We start from the raw sequence: 21,552 nt of genomic DNA, 5'->3' as shown, positions 1-21,552 counted from the left end.
GTGACGTGAATAACTCTGGTCTACGTGACAACCATTCCAGGGGAACGGTCGCAGATTTTTTGCGTACGAAAATTCAGAGCGGATCTAACCTATCAATCGTATCTGCTTACTTCACCATCTACGCCTACGATGCGCTCAAGGCGGAACTTGAATGCATCGAACATCTTGATTTCCTTTTTGGTGAGCCATCCTTTGTGAATCGTCTGGATCCAAGTAAAATCGAGAAAAAAGCCTTCATCATAGACAATGAAGGCTTAGAGCTTTCCAGCAAACTCCAGCAGAAACGTGTTGCAAAGTTATGCGCTGACTGGATTGAGCGAAAGGTTGACATCAAAACAATCAAGCAATCTAATCTACTGCATGGAAAAATGTATCACGTTGCAACTGCTGGCGTTGAAGAAGCTATCCTCGGCAGTTCCAACTTTACCGTAAGAGGATTGGGCCTTAGCAAAGATAGCAACAATGTCGAGTTAAACCTCATCGTAGATAGCAACCGTGATAGGCATGAGCTTAAGCAGTGGTTCGATGAGCTTTGGGCAAACGAGACACTAGTGAAAGATGTAAAGCAGGATGTGCTCAACTATCTCAAACAGCTCTACGAGAACAACACTCCAGAGTTTATATACTATAAAACACTCTTTCATATCTTCGAAAAGTTTCTTAGTGACGCTGGGAAGACTGATATCGATCTAAGCAAGACTAGCTTATTTGAGACTGGAATATGGAAAACGCTGTTCGAGTTTCAGAAGGACGGGGCCAAAGGTGCAATCAATAAAATACTCTCACACAATGGTTGCATAATTGCTGATAGCGTCGGTTTGGGTAAAACCTACGAGGCGCTAGCGGTCATTAAGTATTTTGAATTGAAAAATGAGCGTGTTCTTGTTCTTTGCCCAAAGAAGCTTCGCGAAAATTGGACGGTGTTCAAAGCTAATAGCTTTCTTAATCCTTTTCTAGAAGACCGCTTTCGCTACGATGTCGTTTCGCATACCGACCTAAGCCGAGAGACGGGCTACTCCGGAGATATCAATCTTGCGACATTGAACTGGGGTAACTATGATTTGATCGTCATTGACGAATCGCACAACTTCAGGAATAATACAATTGGACGAAAAGATGATTTGGGAAATATTGTCCGTAAGAGCCGCTACCAACGCCTAATGGGTGACATTATCAACTCCGGTGTCCGCACCAAGGTCCTTTTACTTTCCGCAACACCCGTTAACAACGACCTTAAAGATCTTCGAAATCAAATCTACTTTATTACAGAGAATCGTGATGATGCGTTTTCAGAATCTATCGGCGTCGCTAGCCTAAGAGAAACCCTTGCAGCGGCTCAGAAGACCTTTACTACTTGGGCAAAGAAGCAAACCTATGAGCGTAAGACTGGTGAACTACTTGAGAAGCTCAACACGGGATTCTTCAAACTCCTCGATGAACTGACAATCGCGCGCTCAAGGAAACACATTTTGAAGTACTATAAGGCCACTATAGCCCAGCTTGGTGGTTTTCCTAAGCGCGAGCAGCCAATTTCTGTCTATCCTGAAATCCATCTTAAAGGCCGCTTCCTCTCATACGACAAGCTGAATGATGAGATAGATGCCTATACCCTTTCCCTATATAATCCCTCCAGATACGTGCTGGAACATCACAAGGCAGAATACGAGAATAGGGGTACCTCAAACATCACTCAGGCGATGAGAGAGAATCACCTTATAGGCATGATGAAGGTTAACTTTCTTAAGCGCCTCGAAAGCTCCGTGAAGTCGTTCGAGATTACGATAGAACGCACTATATCTAAGATTGAAGATCTCGAGAAAAAGATCGATACTTTTCAAGCTTTGCAGAGGCAAAAAGGCGAACTCGATGAAATCGAAATTGAAATTGACGACCCAGGCCACGATGAGGAGCTAGAAGATGCCTCACAGGTTGGGAATAATCTTAAGTTCCATCTAAGTCATCTCCAGCTTGATGGAGATGATGGATGGCTTAAAGCACTGAAGAATGACAAGGACCAACTTCTTACTTTGTACAATGCCGCTAAGGGGGTTACACCCGAGACTGATGCCAAGCTTGCAGAATTGAAGAAGCTTATCGCTGCGAAGATCTCCAAGCCATCGATTAACAAGCTTGGAGAGCCAAACCGAAAAGTTCTTGTATTTACTGCTTTTGCAGATACCGCCACTTATCTATATCATGCGCTCCTGTCTTGGGCCAGCAAGGAACTAGGTATTCACATGGCGCTTGTTTGTGGAGGCGGAGATACCCGCACAACTTTCGGAGAACGATCATACGATCAGATTCTCACCAACTTTTCACCGCGCGCCAAGAATCGGGCCAAGATCCCTTCTATGCCTCAGACGGAAGAAATCGAACTTCTTATCGCCACTGACTGCATAAGTGAAGGTCAAAATCTTCAAGACTGCGATTATCTAATCAATTACGATATTCACTGGAATCCCGTCCGGATTATTCAGCGATTTGGCCGTATTGACCGCATAGGTAGTGTCAACCCAAGTGTTCACCTCGTCAATTTTTGGCCCACCGAAGATCTTAATAAGTACATAAACCTCAAGAACCGCGTCGAAGCTCGCATGGCTCTTGTCGACCTTTCTGCAACTTTCGAGGACAACGTTCTCCAAAACGAAGAAATCGAAGATATTATCTCTGAAGATCTCCGCTATCGAGACAAGCAGCTACTTAGGCTTAAAGACGAAGTTCTCGATCTCGATGACCTCGGAGACAGTGTCTCTCTAACAGAATTCACTCTCGATGACTTTCGCCTCGAGCTGCTCAAATACATCGAGGCTAACAAAGCCGCCTTAGATGCCGCGCCATTTGGTCTCTACACTTGTGTTCCGCCAAACGCTGAGTACAAGATCATTGGCCCCGGAGTCATCTTCTGCTTCAGACAGAAAGTCCAAGGCGGAGCCGATCTCGATTCAACGCCTTCGCTTATTGATGGCATCAATCCGCTTCACCCCCACTTCCTCGTATACATACTAGATGACGGTAACGTCCGCTACGGCTTCGCAAGCACAAAGCAGATACTTGACATCTATCGCATCCTCTGTTCCGAGAAGACGGTTCCATATACCCAGCTTTGTAACATCTTCGACCTGGAGACTAATCACGGTAATGAGATGAAGGCGTATGACACACTCCTTCATAGAGCAGTTGATTCTATTGCGGCAACCTACCGTAAAAGAGCCGCATCAAGTCTTCAGGCCGACCGTAGCTTTGTTCTTCCCAATGCTCAGGATCAAGTACACAGCAAGACTGACCTAGAGATCGTGACTTGGCTGGTCATCAAAGCACCATGAAATCAGAATTAGCTAATTTCAACAGTCTGCCACTCAAGGTTGCCGCTCGGGAACTACTTAGGAAGTTGGGGTACAAAAGCGAAAAATTCTTAGTCGGTGCAGGGTCCACGCCGCAGGATTTCCTCGATGACTTTGTTGGTGGACGATCCTTTAACCAGGCAAAGGCACTCTTTTCAGAGTGGAAGTCTGCTGATCTTTTGTTTCAGCTTACCGATCAAGAACTCTGCGGACAATCCAGCATCTTCACAGATGACTCGGTGCAACGCGGCCTATTGAAATCCTACGTATTCATCGCTATTGAGCTTAAGGATAAAGAGTATGCCCGTGGAAAACTATCGGCGATCACGCGGCAGATCAATCTACTTTTTCCCATGCCGGTCATGGTGATCTTCAAGCATGGAGAGTTGCTGACCATCGCGGTCATCAACCGACGTCGAAGCAAAAATGATCCCGATAGGGATGTCCTTGAAAGAGCAACGCTAATCCGAGATATTGCTTACTCTAACCCCCACCGAGGCCATCTCGATATCCTCGCTTCGTTGGCACTGGCAGAACTCAAGCACCCGCAAAAGAAGCCAATTGCAGACTTTGACACCCTTCACGCTGCTTGGGAGCAGATCTTCAACGTTGAACTGCTTAATGAGCGCTTCTATCGAGAATTGGCTAACTGGTACTTTTGGGCTCTTCCACAGGTCGAGTTCCCTCCTGATCTTGAGCCTGACTCCGAGAAACGCCGTGCAACCGGTCTTATCCGTCTACTTACGCGCCTACTCTTCTGTTGGTTTCTCAAAGAAAAGGGCCTCATCCCCGAAAAGCTTTTCAATCCAACCGACCTCTCGAACATTCTCAAGGATTTCGATCCCGAAAGCGAAACACGCTCCGTCTTTTACCAGGCAATTCTGCAAAATCTTTTCTTTGCAACCCTTAACCAGCGCATGGGCAGGGACAGCAAGGGAAAGCCCTACCGCTTCTTCGCGACTGATGAAGGATTCCGTAACAACCGCACAACCTACGACGTCAACAACCTTTTCCGCTACGAAGCACTCTTTCAAGAGGAGCCTGACACCGCGCTGACACACTTCGCCGACATCCCATTCCTCAATGGCGGCCTCTTCGAGTGTCTTGACCGCACCGAGGACACCACTCAGAAAAAGCTCTACTTGGATGGATTCTCACGCAACCCCAAGAAGCGCCCGTCCATGCCTGATCGGCTCTTCTTTGACAGCGGTGAAACTGCAGACCTTTCAACTGCCTATGGCGACAGTAAGCGTAAGGCCGAGCGCGTAACCGGCCTCGTTAACATTCTGAGTCGCTACAAGTTCACTATTGATGAAAACACACCCATTGATCAGGAAATTGCTCTCGACCCAGAACTTCTCGGCAAAGTCTTTGAAAATCTTCTTGCCTCGTATAACGAAGAAACCAAAACATCCGCCCGCAAGCAAACAGGCTCTTTCTATACCCCACGCCCTATTGTCGACTTTATGGTAGATGAGTCACTCAAAGCCCATCTGCTTCGGCATCTTGTGCAGGTAGCTGACATGTCTAAAGCCGACGCGCGATCAAGACTCGACCTTTTGTTTTCTTACACTGAGAAACCGCATCCCTTTAATCCTAACGAAGTTGCCATACTCATTGATGCCATAGATAAGGTCAAAATCCTTGACCCTGCCTGTGGTTCGGGCGCCTTCCCAATGGGAGCCCTGCACAAGCTTGTCTATGTCCTCGGTAAACTAGATCCTGAGAACAGCCGCTGGAAGCAGACCCAACTTGACAAGTTGGATTCTGCACCTATGCGTGAGGAGCTCGAACGCGCATTCAACGATAACAACGACGACTATGGGCGGAAACTATATCTTATTGAGAATTGCCTATTCGGAGTTGATATTCAACCAATTGCGATTCAGATTACTAAACTTAGATTCTTCATCTCACTGGTTTGTGACCAAAGGACTAACCGCGACAAGACGAAGAACCACGGAATTCGACCCCTACCCAACCTTGAAACCAAGTTTGTCGCAGCAAACAGCTTAGTCGGCTTGCCATCTCTATCTCAGCCATTGATTGTAGATCCCCGCATTAACGTCATTGAATGTGAAATCGAAGCCCAATACCATAGCCACTTCTCTATTCAGCGGCGTGACCAAAAGCTTGCGCTTCAAAGGAAGATTAAATCGCTACGACTGGAACTCGCAAGACTTCTGGCTGATAGTTTCATTGCTACTGACAAGGCAAAGCTTATTGCAGATTGGGACCCCTTCAATCCTCAGTTGAGTGCCGCATTCTTTGATCCCCATTGGATGTTTGGTCGAACGTTGATACCTGGATTTGATATTATCATTGGCAATCCGCCGTATTTCAAGGAAAATAACGACAAACATCGATTTGACGGTCTTCGAAACTTGCCTTGCTATCAAGGCAAAATGGATGTTTGGTATTTGTTCGTTGATGTTTGCCTAGATCTTTTAAAGGCCAGTGGCATCCTCTCGTTTATCGCTACTAATAATTGGGTAACAAATTCAGGCGCGTCTAATCTTAGATCTAAAATCCTGCATGAAGCTCGAATTATTAGCTTGATCGACTTTCAAGACTATATGATCTTTCAGTCTGCAAGTGTTCAAACCATGGTGATGTTTCTTTCGAAAGAAGTGCCTCCGTCCAGGTACTATGCATCTATTTCTAAGGCAAAAAGTTCCTTCTCAAAAGATGATATAGCAATCCTGCAATCTGGGTCGCAAGGTGAAAGCCCCAACCTGAAGACCTTTGAAGTTGAAATTGTAAAGAGTGATCTTCTCGGACAGCCTCTTCTGCTAAACTCCGCAGACAAATCTTCAATTCTGGATATCATAGATGGAAGACGTAGACTCCGACTTTTGGACCATGAGATTGCCCAGGGTATAGTCCCAAATCCAGATCGCATAAACTCTCGGAATATCAAAACATTAGGAGAGCAGAATGCTATCCATCGAGGAATTCAAATTGGAGATGGAGTATTCGTTCTGAATAATGTAGAGCGCATGAGGATCAGTTTATCGGAGCATAAGTATCTAAAGCCATTGTACGAGCCGATTCATATTGAGAGATATGCAAAGCGTCCATCAGACCTTGTCATGATCTATTCCAAAAAAGGCTCCTTTAATCCCGAGGATGCCCCTTCCATTGTTTCTCATCTGCATAAATATAAAGAGATTATGGAGGAGCGCAGGGAAAACAAGACTGGCCGAATTCAATTCTATAATCTTCATTGGCCAAGGGACGAGTCATTCTTTAAAAGTGGTGAGAAACTGCTTGTACCTCGAAAAAGTTCTCGGCCAATCTTTTTTCACACGGAAGATCCTGCCTATGTGATGCTTTCGCTGAATGTGGTGAAAACTTCCAGAGTTAACATGCGTTTTCTGTCGGGTGTTCTTAATTCTTCGGTCGTTAGGTATTGGCTTAGATATCGTGGTAGCATGCAGGGTCTAAATTATCAGATTGATTCTGCACCTCTTTTGAGAGTTCCTATCCCTATGGAATCCGACAGCCGGCAAGGCTTGATCGGAGCCATTGTGTCTTTGATTCAGATTGCACATGCCGCTGAAGGATCTCTATTGAACGGAGCTTGGCCTTTTCTTGAAGATCTCGTTGATGCTTGTGTAATGGAGTGTTATTTCCGTGAGCACATGGCAGAGCGTGACCTCCTATTCTGCGAAACTGTTGCCCCTTACCTCATTGCATACGATCCCGCCGCCAGCGAGCCAGAACAGTGTAGATTCCTTTCCAATTTGCACAATACTCTCAACTCTCCGACTCACTCCATCCGCAGTCGGCTTCTCCGCCTTAGTGTCGACAGCCCTGACCTTCTAGCTATCATCAAAAAAGAGGGCTGCCTATGAAGGCTCGTCTCCATACGATTAACATTAGAAACTTTAAGGCATTTAGGTCCTTTACTCTTAATCTGGAAGGCCGCCACCTTCTCGTTTACGGTGAGAATGGGGCCGGTAAGTCCTCCCTTTACTGGGCACTTTTCACTTTCCTTCAAAGTGCACGGAAGCCGTTGAACTCGATCGCCAAGTACTTCGATCCCGCCGCACAGGAGCATCTGCTCAATATCTATGAGCAGGCGGATGCAACACCCATGCCTGCTGAAATTGCCCTGACTCTACGAGATGGCATCACAAGAAACGACACTACCTATCGCATCAGCCAGGCCGATCACGGCACGCATGACCAGCCTGCCATCCTAAAAGGTGATCTTGCCAGCGACTTCATCACCTACCGATTTTTCTTCGGCTTCTCCCATTTTCGTAACTCCGAGACGTTCAATATCTGGCCACTCTTTGAGAATGAGATTCTGCCCTTCTGTGTGAGCACAGGTGGCATTTCTCCGCTTGATATGTGGAGCCGCATTCGTGACTGTGACCCGAATCCTTCAGGCTTAAGCGGGCCAAGAGGTTCCTCCGCCTATCGTGATTTTAAGAGGGATACAGAAGCCTTTGCGGGGGTTCTAACTGAGATTGTCGATTCCATAAGCGCTGAGGCACAGCGTTTCTACGACACCCATTTCGCCGCAGGTGATGTGGCTCCAATTACTCTAAAGCTCAAAGTAACAGTTCCACCATCCTTTACAGGCACAACCAAGAGTAACTGTCAATTTACTAGTCCAGTAATTGAGTTTGGCATCCAAGCGGACGGAGTCACTATCAGACGTCCACAAGTCTTCCTGAATGAAGCCAAGCTAACCCAGCTCGCACTCTCAGTGCGTTTCGCCGCATCCCTTGTCAATCTTCATGAATCCGACCTGAAACTACTCGTTCTTGACGACCTCCTTGTGAGTCTGGACATGAGCAACAGGATGAAAGTAGTCGAGATCCTGCTTGCCGAGTCTTTTGCTAACTATCAAAAAATCATCCTCACCCACGACCTTGGATTCTTCCGTGAGTTCCGCCGAATGATCGGACCGTGCCTTCCCGAATGGAGTCTCGTTCGGCTCGTCGGAGATCCCATTAGTGAGATCAGAGGGGTGTCTGAGAAATCTTATTTGCAGAAGGCTGAGGACTATCTCTATGGCCATTGCCTCGACGAAGCCGCCATCTGCCTCCGTAAGGCAGCGGAGGATATGGCAAAGCGTTACCGCGAATGGACAGAACAAACCAGGCTTCCTCCTGGCGAGTTCTTTAGCCTCACGGAAAACCTTCGCGCTGCCAAGAACAGACTAATGCAAAAAGTCCCGGCGCAACTCTATTTCAGTGTGATCAATGGTGCACCTCTTGAAATCCGAGGGCACCTTGTCCCAGATGCAGATGACGACATAGACGCTCTACCAGGGATTGATTCTGGAACTAGAGGTGTACTCAAGACTCAGCGAAGAAAGCTTCGTGCTCTTTTGACAGATGAAAACTGGAAGGTGATGGATAATATCCAATTGATTGAACAAATCCTACACACTACCGAGCGTGTTCTTAACCCCGGTGCCCACGGCAGTGATTTACCGCTCTATGAAAATGAGGTCCGTAATGCCCTCAGTCTTCTTGTTAGGCTAGAGATGAGCATCCCTTAGCTCGTGAAGTCTGTTCTTGGTTCTCACGCTAACGAAGATCATATTGAGCTGTGGCTTGCCGATCAGTCGATCTTGCTTCTTTTGCGTATACGCTTTTATTGTTTTCCTCTAATCATAATGATGCGAGGGATCATCACCTTTTCCTCGGATCTGATGAAGGGACTTAATCGGCTATGCGGCTCTATCACTTTGTCTAAGCGACCCATCTCTTTATTCGCCTTCGCTGAGAAATGGAGAAAGCTGTCATAGCCGTCCTTCTCCAGTCTGCGCTGCTAAGCGCGGAGGAGTTGCTTCTGAATCCGGCTCTGATACGCAGCTGGTATTGGAATTAACGCCCAAACTCCCCCTCTAGGCCACCCAGTCTGTCTCCATCTTCAGTGGTTTTCCCAGCACTACGCCGTGTCATCTTTTCCTGTATCACGATGGCTACCCCACCGGCGCTGCCTGGCATTTTCCGGAGGCCTTACGCGAATCCCCCAACCCGCCTCCTTCCTTGTTGCCCTCGTGAGTACGCAGCCCAAGGCGGGGCTAATCCAGAGCCCCGAGTAGGCGGCTGATTCCGAGTACCGATATCAGGTGCTGCTGGTGCCCGGCACCACCCCCCACCCACAGATGCAGTTCTGGCGTCGGATCCCAGGCGGCGAGTGCTGGAATCCCCGCTGAGGGCCCATGCCGTTCGCGGTGTTCAACCAGCGCTTCCTGCCCGGTGATCGGCTTTGACCCGGCTAAGCGCCAGTAGGCTCTGGACCAGCGCGACCTGGATTTTTTCGATGCTGAGCGTGTCTTCGCCGGCCGCACGCTGCAGTTCCAGGATGTCCGGAGGGATTATGGTGAGGAACGGATCGAGTGCCTGGGCCTGCTTCAGGGTCGAATCGTCGTCATCGTATACACCAAGCGATCGTTTGATCGTCATTTCATCTCGATGCGAAAGGCCAATGCAAGAGAACAACGCCGTTTTCGTGACTACGTCTCCTGAAGATCCCATTCGCTCCAATCTTCAGCGTGTGGATGCCCATGTGATCCAACCAGAGGAGTACGAGGTGATCCCCGCGATCACCGATGCGGACCTCGTCCATGCGGTGAACAGGACCCCCGGTCAGCCCGATCAGCCAGTGGTGGTCGATCTTTCCCAGACCGCTTGAGCCAGGCGACCTCAGCGCAACTCCTGGCGATGGGCGCTGAGAAACTGCTCCTGCTCGCGGCTGAACGGGCGGATCAGATTCGCCCCTTCGATGCCCCAGCAGCGCAAGGCCTCGCCGGCCGCCTCGTGCTGCCAGATCACCTCGCCACCTGAATCGAAGCTGATCCAGTGGCGATCAAACAGCTTGTCCACATGGGGGGAGAGCAGCAGGCCATTGGATCCGCTCAGCCGCTCGCTGTTGTCGCAGGATCGCCAGGGTTTGATGTGGCTCGCCACCAGAAACTCCTGCCGCGCTAGACCCGTGACCCGGCAGGCCGGCTCCAGCTCCGACACCCGATGGCGAAACAACCCCTGCCCCAGCCGCGCCTTGGTGAGCGCATCGCGTTCGGTGCTGCTCGGCACCTCCCGCAACCGCTCCATGTCATCGAGCAGGGCGGCGGTGTAGGCGCCCTCTTCTGCCAGCACCACCAGGTGCACCCGCACCGCTGCATCGGCGTGGTCTTCAATCAGCTTCAGCAGCAACAACCCCAGGGTTTCGCTGAGCCCCGCCAGGTACACCCCCTGCAATCCCTTCCCTGTGCTGGTGTTGATCGGGCTGTGGCGTTCCGGCAGCAGCGGCTGCAGCAGCTCAAAGAACGTCTGCGGGACCAGGGCCTGGCGGAGCGGCTGCCAGTTCACCCGCACCAGCCAGCCCTCCTGGCTCCAGTTCTCCCCCGCTGAGCCGAACTCCGGCGGCTTGGTAGCCGTGATAGCCGCCGTGTCCACCAGGCCCAGCTGGCTGATCCGCCCGTTGGCATAGCTGAACACCACATCCCCCCGCTGGCAGCGGGTGAGGTTGTCGTAGCTCACATTGCGGGCGCCGTTGGCATTGGCCTTCGGCGACCAGATGTAGCCGCCGTCGGTCTCCTGCCGGTAGGTCTGTTTGTGGTTCACCCACCAGTAGGCCATGGCTGCGGGGCGGCGGCGCCTCTGTTGTAGCCCCTGTTGAATCCGGAGGCTTAGGTGGGGATGTGGTTGATACCTGAGTCCAGCCCCACACCAACTGGTGGCGAGGTGACCTGAGGGCACTGTGCGCCTCTCCAAGGGCGGTATAGGCCTGCTGAGCCCACTACTGCAGAGCGTGGTGGCAGGCGATGCGGGAGCAGCTTCTGAGGGTTCGTCTCCTGTACCAGGGTGATCTGGCCGCTGGGTGGGGGCGGGTGCTGATGCCCTATGCACTCTTGCGCAAGTAGCCAAGTGGCAACCGGGAATTGTGCTGGTAATGAGTGTTCCCCCAGCAGATCCATTGGCATGAAAGGGATTCAGGCACCCAGGGCAGTAGTCAATTCGATCCGAGCGTGGTGAAGAAGGCAGTGAATCGCGCCGTGGCCGAAGCCGAGGTGACCAGGGCTACCTGCAGCCATACCTTCCGCCACTCCTTTGCCACGCACCTGCTGAAAGTGGGCAAGACATCCGTACCATCGAAGAGCTGCTGAGCCACAAGGACGTCATCACCACGAGGATCTATACCCACGTGCTCGACAGTGGGCCTCTCAGGGTACGTAGCCCAGCGGATCTTGTGTGGCAATACGAACAGGTGGTTCACGGCATGCGAAAGGGCTGCGAGGGTGGTTCTGCAAACTTTCCAATATTTAGTTCTACGAACTTGTGAGGATACGATGCGAATCACAAATTCAAACGACCGACTTACAGTTTATGCCGTCGCCGGTACGTACGTCGTGCTGCTTGGCTTTGATCTACCGGAAGGCGATTGCGATGGTCTCCTCGGGTTCTCGATCCACCGCTTCGATCTCACGGAGAACGAAGCGGGCTATCTGACGGCGATGAAAGCGTTCGCCGAGACAGATCCGGGATTTCCCACCGGTTCGCCTTATTCGACGTTCGATCACCCGATCCAGAGCTTCCAGTGGGCAGATTATTCTGCCAAGCCGGGGCACCAGTATGTCTATACCGTCACGGCCAGGAAGGGAGTGCCGCAAGCGTTGTCATTCTTTGCAGAAACAGCTGTCTCTGTCACCACGGAGGATCCCGCGACCGGCGATCACGACGTCTACTTCAACCGTGGCGTCGCTGGATCGCAAGCCTACGTTCGCCGCTTTGGCGACAGAGCGCCGGACAAGGTTCCCAACCGCAAGGCATTCGATTGGCTCTCGCGTGGGCTGAATGAAGCCCTCGAAGCTTTCCTCCGATCCTGCAGGCCCGGCGTCGATGCGCTGCGCATCGCAGCGTACGAGTTTTCCTACGGCCGTTTCCTCGACGTGGTAAAGGAGGTCCTTGACTCGGGTGTGGACGTGCAGATCGTCTACGACGCCCGGAAGGAGAATCCTCGGACCAAGAACATTGCAGCAGTGCAGGCAAAAGGCCTCGACGCCTCTGGGGTCAGCTTCCAGCGAACCCAGCCGAAGTCGTATATCTCACATAACAAGTTCATCGTAAAGCTTCATCAAGATCAGCCACAGTCAGTTTGGACCGGCGGCACCAACTTCTCCGAGGGAGGGATCTTCGGGCACTCGAACGTGGCCCATGTGGTCGAGGACCAGGCGGTTTCGCAAGTTTTCCTCGATTACTGGAAACTCCTTGCCAGTGATCCGACCGCTGCATCGCTCAAGACAAGCGTCGAGGCCTTGACCCCGCTCCCCGGAGGGGAGCCTTCCGTCGGGACAACGGTACTGTTCAGCCCGCGCCGCAACCTCGATGCCCTGAACTGGTACGCGGATCGCGCCAGGGACGCAACTGAAAGCTTATTCATGACATTCGCCTTCGGGATGCACGATGTCTTCAAGGATGTCTACCGGACCGGGACAGCTCCTCTCCGATTTGCGCTTATGGAGAAGAAGACGCGTCCGATGGAGGACGGACCTGAAAGGGATGCCGAGGAGCAGGAAATCCAGCACCTGCGAAACATGCCGGATAATGTCTTCGCTGTCGGGGAGTTCATCCGTACGAGCATGATCGACGGATGGCTCAAGGAGCGACTAACCGGTTTGAATTCGAACGTACGCTACGTCCACAACAAATTCATGCTCGTTGACCCGCTCAGCGACGATCCAATCGTCATCGTCGGCTCGGCCAACTTCAGCGACGCCTCAACTCTAAAGAACGACGAGAACATGATTGTCGTGCGTGGTAACACACGGATCGCGGATATCTACATCGGCGAGTTCATGCGTCTGTACAGCCATCACGCCTTTCGTGAGTCCCTCCAGTTGCGCGATGCCAGTGATCCTCCGAAGCCGTTGCGAACCGACGACTGGTGGAGAGACTCCTTCGGCAACACACCGCGCTCGGCCAGGCGAAAACACTTCGCGCGCACGCAATAGTCTGCGCTTGTCTGTCTAGGCAGTTTCACGCTTATTGCGGTCTCCGTCGAACCGGAGAATTAACTCGGTCTCAATAGCCCTGCTTCTCCGCAATCACCCCCCGCACCCCACCCCGTGGCTGCTCGCAATCCCCCTCGCGCCTCGGAATCAGATGCCAGTGCGCCTAAAACACCGTTAGCCCTGCCGCTTCGTCTGAATTCAGCCCCCCTCTTGCGTTGAGCAAACCAGCCCAGCCACTGATCGTGGCGTCCTGGGCACTCAGTTGCTCCCGCCGCAGCTTCAGCAGGTCCACCACGGCGTTCCACTCCGGCTGGTGCAGCTCCAGCCCATCGGCCCCATGACGACGCAGGATCACCAGGCTGTGCCCCTCGCTCACGGGATAGGCATCGGCGATGCAGAACGCCAACTCGTTCTCCAGCAGCACCCGGCCGCTGCCCTCCAGCGAGCAGAACGCACAGCCCGCTACGCGGTGGCCGTAGCTGGCCTGCACGCCGCGGAAGTCGGTGCGCCCTCTTGCGTAGGCAAACAGCCGTCGCGCTTGCCGGCGTTGCAGCGGAAGCAGAGGGCCTGCAGGTTGCTGATGGCGTCGGAGGCGCCCTGATTTTTGGGCACTATGTGGTCCACCTCCAAGGCGCGCTGGTGCTCATGGGCCCCGCAGCACTCGCAGCGGCCCCGGGCGCATCGGTGAACTCTGTAGTTCACCGAGCCGCTGATCGGGGTGCGGTGGCTGCTGCGGTGGGCAAACACCTCTTCGCCGCGCTGCTCGCGGAAGGCATCGAGGCGCTGGCGGCAGAGCTCCAGCAGCGCGTCGCGCTCGCCATCGCTCAGCTCGTCGCCGCCGATCAGGCTGTCGTGGCCATCGCCACAGGCGGTGATGCCGTTGAAGGTGAACCCGGCCCAGCATGCGCTTTCCAGGATCTGGCGGGCGATGTCCTGTGCTGGGGCGGGGGCCTGGGGGCATCCTGGCGGGGGTGTGACGGGGGTGGCACTTGCAAGAGGAGGAACACAGGCAAGCCAGGCCGCCATGTCAGCGCGTGATCGCCTTCGCCCGGCACCACTGCCTGGCGTGCCTACGTCCGGCGGGGGTAAGGTAACGGTGTGATCAGGTCGTTTCGTTGCCGCGACACCCAGGCCCTCTTTGAAGGCAAGCCGGGGCGCCGCTTTGGAAGCTTCGCTCGCGTCGCTTTCCGGAAGCTCGCCATCCTCGATGCGGCCGCCTGCCTCAACGATCTACAAGTTCCACCAGGCAATCGCCTGGAGCCACTCAGGGGGAACCGCCATGGCCAGCACAGCATCCGCATCAACGACCAGTTCCGGCTCTGCTTCATCTGGACGGAAGCCGGGCCAGAGGAGGTCGAGATCGTTGACTACCACTGACGTGATGCTCGTGCCCCCGGGCGAGGTGCTGCTGGAGGAGTTCCTCAAGCCGATGGGGATCAGCCAGTACCGATTGGCGCTGGCCATCAGCGTGCCGGAGAGCCGCATCAACGCGATCGTGAAGGGTCGGCGGGCGATCACCGCCGATACCGACCTGCGCCTCTGTTGTTTCTTCGGCCTGAGCGAGGGCTTCTGGCTGCGGATGCAGGCCAGCCATGATTTGAAGCTGGCCAAGCAAGCCTTGGAAACCGTGCTGCCGGCAATCGTGCCAATTCAACCAATGGCGTGAGCAGGCCTGGCGGTTCAGTGCCAGCAGATGCCGCCCGCCGCTCAGCTGCTCGACGCCCACCAGGTCGACGGTGCCCTTCTCGCAGCGGGTGATGCCGTTGAAGGTGAACCCGGTCCACTATGCGCTTTCCAGGATCCGGCGGGCCACGTCCTGCGCTCGGGCGGGGGCATGGAGGGATGCGGGCGGCTGCCGGGGGACCGGGCCAGGTTTGGTTTTGGGCGGCCCGTCAGGCCATTGCCCCTGCTGTGATCCCTTCTGGGGTGGGCGTGATTCGGCTGCAGCCCACCCGGCTCCGGGAGTGTGGCTGTGCCGCCCCAGACCCTTTGCCCAGACAGGGGCAGCATCCCACCCACCACTGTCAGACTGGGATTACTGGAGGGCGCTATGCAGGAAATCCTTTTCGTGGTCGAGGAGGCGGAGGATGGTTCCTTTCGGGCCAGCGCAGCTGCCGCGGCGATCCACACCGAGGCCGACACGCTTGAGGACCTCCACAGGGAGATTCGCGACGCCGTCGTCTGCCACTTCGATCCCGGCCAGGCGCCACCCCTGATCCGCCTCCATCACGTGAGGCAGGAACTGCTGGCCCTGTGAGGATTCCCCGGGACGTCAACGACCAGCTCCTGGCCGAACGCCTGCGGTGCCATGGCTACGTGCTGACCCGTCAAACAGGTAGCCACATGCGGCTGAGCCGAAGCTCTGACGGCCAGCAGCACCACCTCACCATTCCTGCCCACTAGCCCCTGAGGGTCGGTACCTTGCGGCAGATCCTCAAGGACGTGGCCAGCCAGCTGGGCTGTTCGATGGAAGAGGTGATCAGCAGCCTGGGCCTTTGAGGGCAGGGCTGTGAGGTTGATCGTGCGGATGAGCACGCTGCCCACCATGCGCTTCAGCGGATCCGCCGGGCGTCTGGGCCAGGTTTGGTTTTGGGCGGCCCGGCAGGCAGGCGCCCCTGCTGGGATCCCTTCTGGCGTGGGTGTGATGCGGCTGCAGCCAGCCCGGCGCCGGGTGTGGTTATGCCGCCCCAGTCCCCTTTATCCGCAGAACAAATTGGCAGGCCACGGCAACGCCTGGGCCTCATCCAGCGGGGTAACGGACAAGAGCATCCGCTCCACCCCCTTGTCCACTCGCGCTGCCATCACGTTCACCACGACGGCGCCCCAGCGTGATGCCCTGTTCATGCCGCCTCCGCGGAAGCCCGCAGCTTCTATCTCCACATGGGCTTTGATCCCTCACCCATCGACCCCGACACCCTGCTGATTCGTCTCTCCGATGTGGCTGTTACTTTGCCGTTCTGATCTGTGCGGCGCAGGGCGCAGCGGGGAATCCTGTACTTCACTCAGCCGCTGATCGGGGTGCTCGCGGAAGGCATCGAGGCGCTGGCGGCACAGCTCCAGCAGCGCGTCGCGCTCGCCATCGCTCAACGCGTCGCCGCCGATCAGGCTGTCGTGGTCATTGCCATAGGCGGTGATGCCGTTGAAGGTGAACCCGGCCCACCATGCGCATTCCGGGATCCGGTGGGCCAGGTCTTGCGCGGGGGCGGGGCTGCGGCGGCCGAGCAGTTCCATGTGCATCAACGCTTGGTCGATGGGGCTCATGCGCATGCCTACGGCCATCAGCCCAGAAGGCCTTCCACCTGTTCGATCAATACCTCGGCTCTATCGCACCAGGCCGTGCGATCCAGGCTGAGTTCTTCGGGTTCGTCGTCGTAGCGGTATTGCACAGCGAAGGAGGTGAAGGCCTGCAGTGGCAGAAGGTCCTTGACCTCAACTCCGGCCTCCTGCAACAGCAACAGCAGTCGGGAGATGTCGTGCGTTGAAGGCGGAGTGCTGCCGAGGTGGTGCAACCAGGCTTTGAGCGTCTTCTCCAGACACTGCTGAGCTGCCCAGCCCCAGGTGGCTTCCTCCACCTCTGGATCCAGCAGACAGCGGGCCATCCTGAGGTCGCGGCGGGCGATGCGCAGCAGCCGCAGCGCTTCAGGCCTGGCCATCAAGCAGAACACCCTCTCGCAGGGCCTCGCACACCAGGGAGCCTGGCTCTTTGGCTCGGCGGGCCACTTCGCTGCTCGAGTGGAGCACCAGGTCAACCGACAGATCTGGCTGGGCCACGGCACCCCAGAGGTCAGCCAGCAGCGCAAAGCGGTCGCGTTGCGCCAGCCAGGCATCAGGCACGGTGATCAGCAGGTCCACATCGGAATCGGCCCGGTCATCACCTCGGGCCCTTGAGCCAAACAGACGGACATCAGCAGCGGGAATCAGCTGGCGGATGCCGGCAACCATGCCAGCCAGCCTCGACTCGATCGGTTTGGAGGCTGTCGTGGCAGTCATGACTCCATTCTGACGGCCACTGGTTTCGCCCGGTAGCAGGCACACCATCGCTGCTGCAGCCAACCCGGCCAGTCGTTCGTGATGTTCCATGCCTGCGGTGTGTGGTGTATACACCAGGACGTTGGCCATGCAGCGCACCCAGATCTACCTGTCGGAGCCGGGGCGGCAAGGGCTGTTGGCCCTGGCCCAACGCAGCGGACGCAGCCAGAGCGCCCTGATCCGTGAAGCCATCGATCGCTTTCTGGAGAACAACCAGCCTGAAGAGCGGCTCGCCAAGCTTCGACAGGGAAGGGGCCTCTGGTCAGCCGGAACTCGTCCGCTGGATGGGCTGAAGTTGCGCCAGGAACTTGACCGCATCCCCCCCGAAGGCGGCTGATGGCGTCCGCCGCGAACGGCTTGCTCGTCATCGACACGGATGTCTTGATCGACTATCTCCGCGATCAGCCCCTGGCGGCCTCTGTGATGTCGATCGCTGAGCTGTCTGTGGGTGTGCGCGAGGGGGTGGAGCGCCAGCGGTTGGATGCCTTTGTGTCGGCCTTCGAGGTGCTGCCGCTGGAGAAGGAGGCGGCGATGCAGGCGGGGCTGTTGCGCCGTCAGTTCGGCCGCAGCCATGGCACGGGCCTCGCGGAGGCCTTGATTGCCGCGTGTGTGCAGGCTGCCGGAGCAACTCTGGCCACACTCAATCGGCGCCATTTCCCGATGCTGGCCAATGTGCTGGTTCCTTATGCGAAGGGAGGGTGATCCTGAGCAGGCCCTGAGCCACTGCCGCTGGGGCAACACCAGGGGCATGGAGCAGTTCCGCTGGGGTGAGACGGGGGTGGCACTTGTGGAGCGGAAGCCCTGTCGCGATGCCATGCCCTCCGTCATGCCCTGGGCCAAGCCTTGCGGGACGCCCTTGCGTGCGTCGTTTGTACTAACGTTGTCCAGCTACTCAAGGTGGAGACGGTTCGCCATGGCTGCCATCGGAGCTTCGCCTCCTGCGCGCTCAGCCCGGCTCGGCCTGCGCGCCACGCCGGAACAGGAAGCCGTGTTGCGCCGTGCCGCTGAGGTGACCCACAAGTCGCTCACCGACTTCATCCTCGACAGTGCCTGTCTCGCTGCCGAGCAGACGCTCCTTGATCAGCGCCTGTTCATGGTCTCGGGCTCCCAGGCCCAGGCCCTGATCGATCTACTGGACCGCCCCGAACAGACCAACGAGGGTCTGCATGACCTGTTCGCCAGGCAGGCACCCTGGGACGCCCAGTGACCTGGCGGCCGCCGGAGCCGCTGGCCGTCCATCACCGGCTGGAAGGCTTTGACTGCGGTAAGCCCACACTGAATCACTGGCTGCAGCACCACGCTCGCCAGGCTCAGACCAGTGGCTCGGCCCGAACGTTCGTCGTCGCCGACGAGGAGAACCGTGGCGCCGCCTATTTCAGCCTCACCGTGGGCCAGGTCGACACGGTGGAGGCGCCAGAGCGCATCCGTCAGGGCATGGGGCGATTCCCCTTGCCCGTGGTCATCCTGGCCAGGCTCGCCGTGTCACGGGAGAACCATGGACGTGGCCTCGGAGTCGGGATGCTTCAGGACGCGATCCGTCGGACGCTGGTGATCGCTGAGCAGGCCGGAATCCGGGCGATCCTGACCCATCCCATCGACGAAGACGCTGCACGCTTCTACATCCGGTTTGGATTCACTGCATCGCCGCTGCGCCAGCAGCAACTGCTTCTGCTCCTCAAGGACGCGAGGAAGATCCTCCAGTGAGCAATGGGGGCATCCTGGCGGGTGTGAGACGGGGGGTGGCACTGGTGAGGGAGAGGCCCAAACGATCCCCATGCCAGCGCCACAACCAGCTCACGGTCGTGATCTGCTGTCCCCCTTAGGCTGGGGAAGCCAGGAAATCGTCATGACAGACCAGCTTGGGCGCATCACCCTCAACCCTGAGTTCTGCCATGGAAAGCCAACCATCCGCGGCTTGCGTTATCCCGTGGAGATGGTGCTCGAACTGTTACCAGCAGGGATGAGTGCGGCTGACATTCTTATCGATTATCCAGATCTCGAGGCTGAAGACATCACCGCAGTGCTTGAGTACGCAACCCAGCTTTCTCGTATTCAGCGGGTTGATCTCCTCTCTGCATGAGGACCCGGCTGGATGCCCAGCTCCCTCGATCTCTCGTTCGGCCGCAGTCATCTCTTGCGCGGCACTCCCGCCAGGCTTCTGATTGTGGCTACAGGCAACATCGGCAACCAGGATCTCAGCGCCCTGCTGCTTCGTGTTCTGCCGGAGCTGAACCGGCAGTCTGAAACCCATGTCCTCATCGAGTTGAGCCGGAAGGCATTGGTTGTGAGGCATTGAACGTCAGTGAACTCGGCGCCGATGAACCGCTTGACCACCTGGCTCATGCGCTTCCGCTCGGCGATGGTGTGCCGTAGGCGCTGGTAGGTGGCGGAGGGGGGCGAGGGCATGGAGCTTTGCTGGCGGCTGCCGGGCGGCCGGGCCAGGTCTGGTTGTGGGCGGCACGTCGCGCCAGTGCCCTTGCTGGGATCCCTGCTGGTGTTGGCGTTTGGCGACGGTCGCAGACCTGCGCCTTTCTCCGCGCCAAGGGCTGGAAGAGAATGGGGGCACACCGGCAAGACCAAGTGGAACCATGTTGATCGGAGTTGATGGTGATCACCCCATTCACAGGGAGTGGATGGAGCAGGCTCCTTCGGCGGTGCATCTCGGCGCCGACGATCTGCCTTTCGTTGACATTGGTGCCGGCAATCTGCTGCGGGTGCTCCAGGTGTTTCCCACCGAGAACGTGTGGGTCACCGAGAACATCTTCATGAAAGATTTCGAAAGCCCGATGCATATGCACACCGGCAGTGTGTGGGGCCATACCTTTTCCGGTTCCTGGAAGTACCTGGAATCGGATTTCGTCAACCGCGCCGGCTCCTTTCTATTCGAACCCGCTTCATCGGTGCACACCCTCAAGATCCTTGAGGACAACACCCACGTGCGCTGGCACATCCATGGCGCCAATCTCAACATCGACGCCGAGGGATCCATCGCCAGCATCGTCTTCGGCAAGGCGCGCCTCGACACCTACCTGAAGCTGTGCGAGGAGCAGGGATTCGGACGGCCTCCCGTGCTGGTGCTGTGAGCGCTCCCCAGGGCGGCCCATCACGGAGCCCGGTCCTCCGCCCCATCACCGTGCTCGCCCTCCAGTTCGCGGGCCTGATCGCCATCGACCGGGTGGCGATTGTGCTGACGCCCCATCTGCCGCTGCCGCTTCCCTCCAATCTCGTCGGCATGCTGCTGCTGGGCCTGCTGCTGCTCACGGGGCTGGTGCGGGAGTCGTGGCTGGGGCAGGCGGCGGCTCTGTTTCAGCGTCACCTCGCCTTCTTCTTTGTGCCGATCGCGGTGGGGCTGATGGCCTACGGCAGCCTGCTGCGCCAGCACGGGTTGATGCTTCTGCTGGTGATCCTGGTGAGCACGGCGGCGGGAATCGCAGCGGCGGGTTGGATTGGCGCCCGGCCCGGTCTCGGGGAACGGCCGCCGGCGCCCGCGCCATGACCCTCACCCTCCTGGGCCTGGCGCTCACGGTGCTGGCCTATGCGCTGAGCCGCTGGATCAACCGCCGCTATCCCTCGCCCCTCACGGTGCCGGTGCTGCTGAGCACCCCCATGGTGATGGTGGCGATCATGTTGGCCGGCAGCGGGCTGGACGGCTACCGCGGCGCGAGCGACGCCATCACCTGGTGGCTCGGGCCCGCCACCGTATCGCTGGCCGTGCCGCTGCATCGCCATCGCCAGGTTCTTCTGGATCATGGCGTCAGGGTGGCGGCGGCCGTGGTGGGCGGCACCCTGGTGGCCATGGTCACAGCCGTGACCCTGGCGCGACTGCTGGGGCTGGACGTCCCACTCCAGGCCGCCCTGGGCCTGAAGAGCGCCACGGCCCCGGTCGCCATCGCCCTGGCCCACCAGGTGGGTGCCGACGCTCCCGTGGTGGCGGGCATTGTCGTGGCATCGGCGCTGCTCGGCACGATCGTCGGTCCGTCCTTGCTCACCCACCTCGGGATACGCAGCCCCCTGGGTCGGGGGCTGGCGCTGGGGACCATCTCCAGCGGCCAGGGAGTGGCCCAGGCGTTCCGCGAGGGAGAACTCACCGGCGCGATCGCCTCCGTGGCCATGGCTTTGGCGGCCGTGGCGGTGGCGTTGCTGGCCCTGCCCCTGGCGCTCTGCCTCGTGCACTCCTGAGCGGCTGGAGGTCCATGGGTT

General features: G+C 56.5%; 24 protein-coding genes and 1 pseudogene. 19 read left to right on the top strand and 6 right to left on the bottom strand.

Annotated elements, in window-relative coordinates:
* Positions 1-5 precede the first annotated feature (5 nt).
* From CJZ80_RS03045 to CJZ80_RS03020, 5 genes are all read left to right on the top strand, one after another.
* On the top strand, positions 6-3,323 hold the full coding sequence (locus CJZ80_RS03045; RefSeq protein ID WP_198948218.1) for a helicase-related protein: 3,318 nt from the start codon (positions 6-8) through the stop codon (positions 3,321-3,323).
* Entirely contained in the window at positions 3,320-7,198 is a 3,879-nt protein-coding gene (locus CJZ80_RS03040; RefSeq protein ID WP_094510604.1) for an N-6 DNA methylase, read from the top strand. Before CJZ80_RS03045 ends, CJZ80_RS03040 begins: the two co-directional genes overlap by 4 nt.
* The gene (locus CJZ80_RS03035) at positions 7,195-8,862 is read left to right on the top strand and encodes an AAA family ATPase (protein ID WP_094510603.1); all 1,668 of its coding nucleotides are present in this window, start codon (positions 7,195-7,197) and stop codon (positions 8,860-8,862) included. The genes CJZ80_RS03040 and CJZ80_RS03035 overlap by 4 nt, the downstream gene beginning before the upstream one ends.
* Before the next feature lie 742 nt (positions 8,863-9,604).
* Positions 9,605-9,838: a BrnT family toxin gene (locus CJZ80_RS03025; RefSeq protein WP_369802988.1), complete on the top strand. Its 234-nt coding sequence runs from the start codon at positions 9,605-9,607 to the stop codon at positions 9,836-9,838.
* Positions 9,798-10,004, top strand: coding sequence for a hypothetical protein (locus CJZ80_RS03020; RefSeq protein WP_094510602.1), 207 nt, complete (start codon positions 9,798-9,800; stop codon positions 10,002-10,004). Before CJZ80_RS03025 ends, CJZ80_RS03020 begins: the two co-directional genes overlap by 41 nt.
* Before the next feature lie 11 nt (positions 10,005-10,015).
* Here the strand turns inward: CJZ80_RS03020 and CJZ80_RS03015 are convergent, their stop codons facing one another.
* A complete protein-coding gene (locus CJZ80_RS03015) occupies positions 10,016-10,951 on the bottom strand; it encodes an HNH endonuclease (RefSeq protein WP_094510601.1) in 936 nt (311 codons plus the stop codon).
* Between the two features lie 112 nt (positions 10,952-11,063).
* On the opposite strand from CJZ80_RS03015, the pseudogene CJZ80_RS15885 reads away from it, so the two are divergent.
* Positions 11,064-11,519: pseudogene (locus CJZ80_RS15885) on the top strand (tyrosine-type recombinase/integrase); the annotation flags it as partial.
* Between the two features lie 202 nt (positions 11,520-11,721).
* Positions 11,722-13,323 carry a phospholipase D-like domain-containing protein gene (locus CJZ80_RS03005; protein WP_198948216.1) on the top strand — a complete coding sequence of 534 codons (1,602 nt, stop codon included), beginning with the start codon at positions 11,722-11,724 and terminating at the stop codon, positions 13,321-13,323.
* A gap of 163 nt (positions 13,324-13,486) precedes the next feature.
* Here the strand turns inward: CJZ80_RS03005 and CJZ80_RS03000 are convergent, their stop codons facing one another.
* Positions 13,487-13,813 carry an HIT family protein gene (locus CJZ80_RS03000; RefSeq protein ID WP_198948215.1) on the bottom strand — a complete coding sequence of 109 codons (327 nt, stop codon included), beginning with the start codon at positions 13,811-13,813 and terminating at the stop codon, positions 13,487-13,489.
* A complete protein-coding gene (locus CJZ80_RS02995) occupies positions 13,786-14,349 on the bottom strand; it encodes an HNH endonuclease (RefSeq protein ID WP_094510599.1) in 564 nt (187 codons plus the stop codon). Before CJZ80_RS02995 ends, CJZ80_RS03000 begins: the two co-directional genes overlap by 28 nt.
* A 72-nt stretch (positions 14,350-14,421) precedes the next feature.
* On the opposite strand from CJZ80_RS02995, the gene CJZ80_RS02990 reads away from it, so the two are divergent.
* The 3 genes from CJZ80_RS02990 to CJZ80_RS02980 all read left to right on the top strand — a co-directional run bounded on the left by CJZ80_RS02990 (position 14,422) and on the right by CJZ80_RS02980 (position 15,580).
* Positions 14,422-14,700, top strand: coding sequence for a type II toxin-antitoxin system RelE/ParE family toxin (locus CJZ80_RS02990; protein ID WP_094510598.1), 279 nt, complete (start codon positions 14,422-14,424; stop codon positions 14,698-14,700).
* Entirely contained in the window at positions 14,687-14,989 is a 303-nt protein-coding gene (locus CJZ80_RS02985) for a HigA family addiction module antitoxin (RefSeq protein ID WP_233132758.1), read from the top strand. Before CJZ80_RS02990 ends, CJZ80_RS02985 begins: the two co-directional genes overlap by 14 nt.
* A gap of 384 nt (positions 14,990-15,373) precedes the next feature.
* A complete protein-coding gene (locus tag CJZ80_RS02980; protein WP_094510596.1) occupies positions 15,374-15,580 on the top strand; it encodes a 2-oxoisovalerate dehydrogenase in 207 nt (68 codons plus the stop codon).
* A gap of 638 nt (positions 15,581-16,218) precedes the next feature.
* Here CJZ80_RS02980 and CJZ80_RS15255 read toward each other — a convergent pair.
* The 3 genes from CJZ80_RS15255 to CJZ80_RS02955 are packed head-to-tail and all read right to left on the bottom strand — an operon-like array spanning position 16,219 to position 17,313.
* Positions 16,219-16,554, bottom strand: coding sequence for a hypothetical protein (locus CJZ80_RS15255; RefSeq protein ID WP_158217409.1), 336 nt, complete (start codon positions 16,552-16,554; stop codon positions 16,219-16,221).
* 47 nt (positions 16,555-16,601) lie between these two features.
* Positions 16,602-16,976 carry a HEPN domain-containing protein gene (locus tag CJZ80_RS02960; RefSeq protein WP_158217408.1) on the bottom strand — a complete coding sequence of 125 codons (375 nt, stop codon included), beginning with the start codon at positions 16,974-16,976 and terminating at the stop codon, positions 16,602-16,604.
* Positions 16,963-17,313 carry a nucleotidyltransferase domain-containing protein gene (locus CJZ80_RS02955; protein ID WP_158217407.1) on the bottom strand — a complete coding sequence of 117 codons (351 nt, stop codon included), beginning with the start codon at positions 17,311-17,313 and terminating at the stop codon, positions 16,963-16,965. Before CJZ80_RS02955 ends, CJZ80_RS02960 begins: the two co-directional genes overlap by 14 nt.
* A 127-nt stretch (positions 17,314-17,440) precedes the next feature.
* Here CJZ80_RS02955 and CJZ80_RS02950 point away from each other — a divergent pair, with 127 nt between their 5' ends.
* The 9 genes from CJZ80_RS02950 to CJZ80_RS02910 all read left to right on the top strand — a co-directional run bounded on the left by CJZ80_RS02950 (position 17,441) and on the right by CJZ80_RS02910 (position 21,531).
* A complete protein-coding gene (locus tag CJZ80_RS02950) occupies positions 17,441-17,689 on the top strand; it encodes a CopG family transcriptional regulator (protein WP_233132757.1) in 249 nt (82 codons plus the stop codon).
* Entirely contained in the window at positions 17,689-18,054 is a 366-nt protein-coding gene (locus CJZ80_RS02945) for a type II toxin-antitoxin system VapC family toxin (RefSeq protein WP_094510592.1), read from the top strand. The genes CJZ80_RS02950 and CJZ80_RS02945 overlap by 1 nt, the downstream gene beginning before the upstream one ends.
* A gap of 211 nt (positions 18,055-18,265) precedes the next feature.
* On the top strand, positions 18,266-18,559 hold the full coding sequence (locus CJZ80_RS02940) for a DUF1778 domain-containing protein (RefSeq protein WP_094510591.1): 294 nt from the start codon (positions 18,266-18,268) through the stop codon (positions 18,557-18,559).
* A complete protein-coding gene (locus CJZ80_RS02935) occupies positions 18,556-19,056 on the top strand; it encodes a GNAT family N-acetyltransferase (protein ID WP_094510590.1) in 501 nt (166 codons plus the stop codon). The genes CJZ80_RS02940 and CJZ80_RS02935 overlap by 4 nt, the downstream gene beginning before the upstream one ends.
* Before the next feature lie 142 nt (positions 19,057-19,198).
* Complete coding sequence (locus CJZ80_RS02930; protein ID WP_094510589.1) at positions 19,199-19,432, top strand: DUF433 domain-containing protein; 234 nt, start codon at positions 19,199-19,201, stop codon at positions 19,430-19,432.
* Positions 19,433-19,444: 12 nt separating this feature from the next.
* On the top strand, positions 19,445-19,648 hold the full coding sequence (locus CJZ80_RS02925) for a hypothetical protein (RefSeq protein WP_094510588.1): 204 nt from the start codon (positions 19,445-19,447) through the stop codon (positions 19,646-19,648).
* Positions 19,649-19,940: 292 nt separating this feature from the next.
* Positions 19,941-20,435 carry a 2,4'-dihydroxyacetophenone dioxygenase family protein gene (locus CJZ80_RS02920; protein WP_198948214.1) on the top strand — a complete coding sequence of 165 codons (495 nt, stop codon included), beginning with the start codon at positions 19,941-19,943 and terminating at the stop codon, positions 20,433-20,435.
* A gap of 50 nt (positions 20,436-20,485) precedes the next feature.
* Positions 20,486-20,848, top strand: a complete 363-nt coding sequence (locus tag CJZ80_RS02915; protein ID WP_158217406.1) for a CidA/LrgA family protein — start codon at positions 20,486-20,488, stop codon at positions 20,846-20,848.
* A complete protein-coding gene (locus CJZ80_RS02910) occupies positions 20,845-21,531 on the top strand; it encodes an LrgB family protein (protein WP_094510586.1) in 687 nt (228 codons plus the stop codon). The genes CJZ80_RS02915 and CJZ80_RS02910 overlap by 4 nt, the downstream gene beginning before the upstream one ends.
* Positions 21,532-21,552 lie beyond the last annotated feature (21 nt).

Origin of the sequence: Synechococcus sp. MW101C3 (assembly GCF_002252635.1) — a bacterium.
Classification (GTDB): Bacteria; Cyanobacteriota; Cyanobacteriia; order PCC-6307; family Cyanobiaceae; genus MW101C3.
The sequence above is the reverse complement of the archived record's forward strand: the minus strand, read 5'-3'. Positions and strand labels throughout refer to the sequence as shown.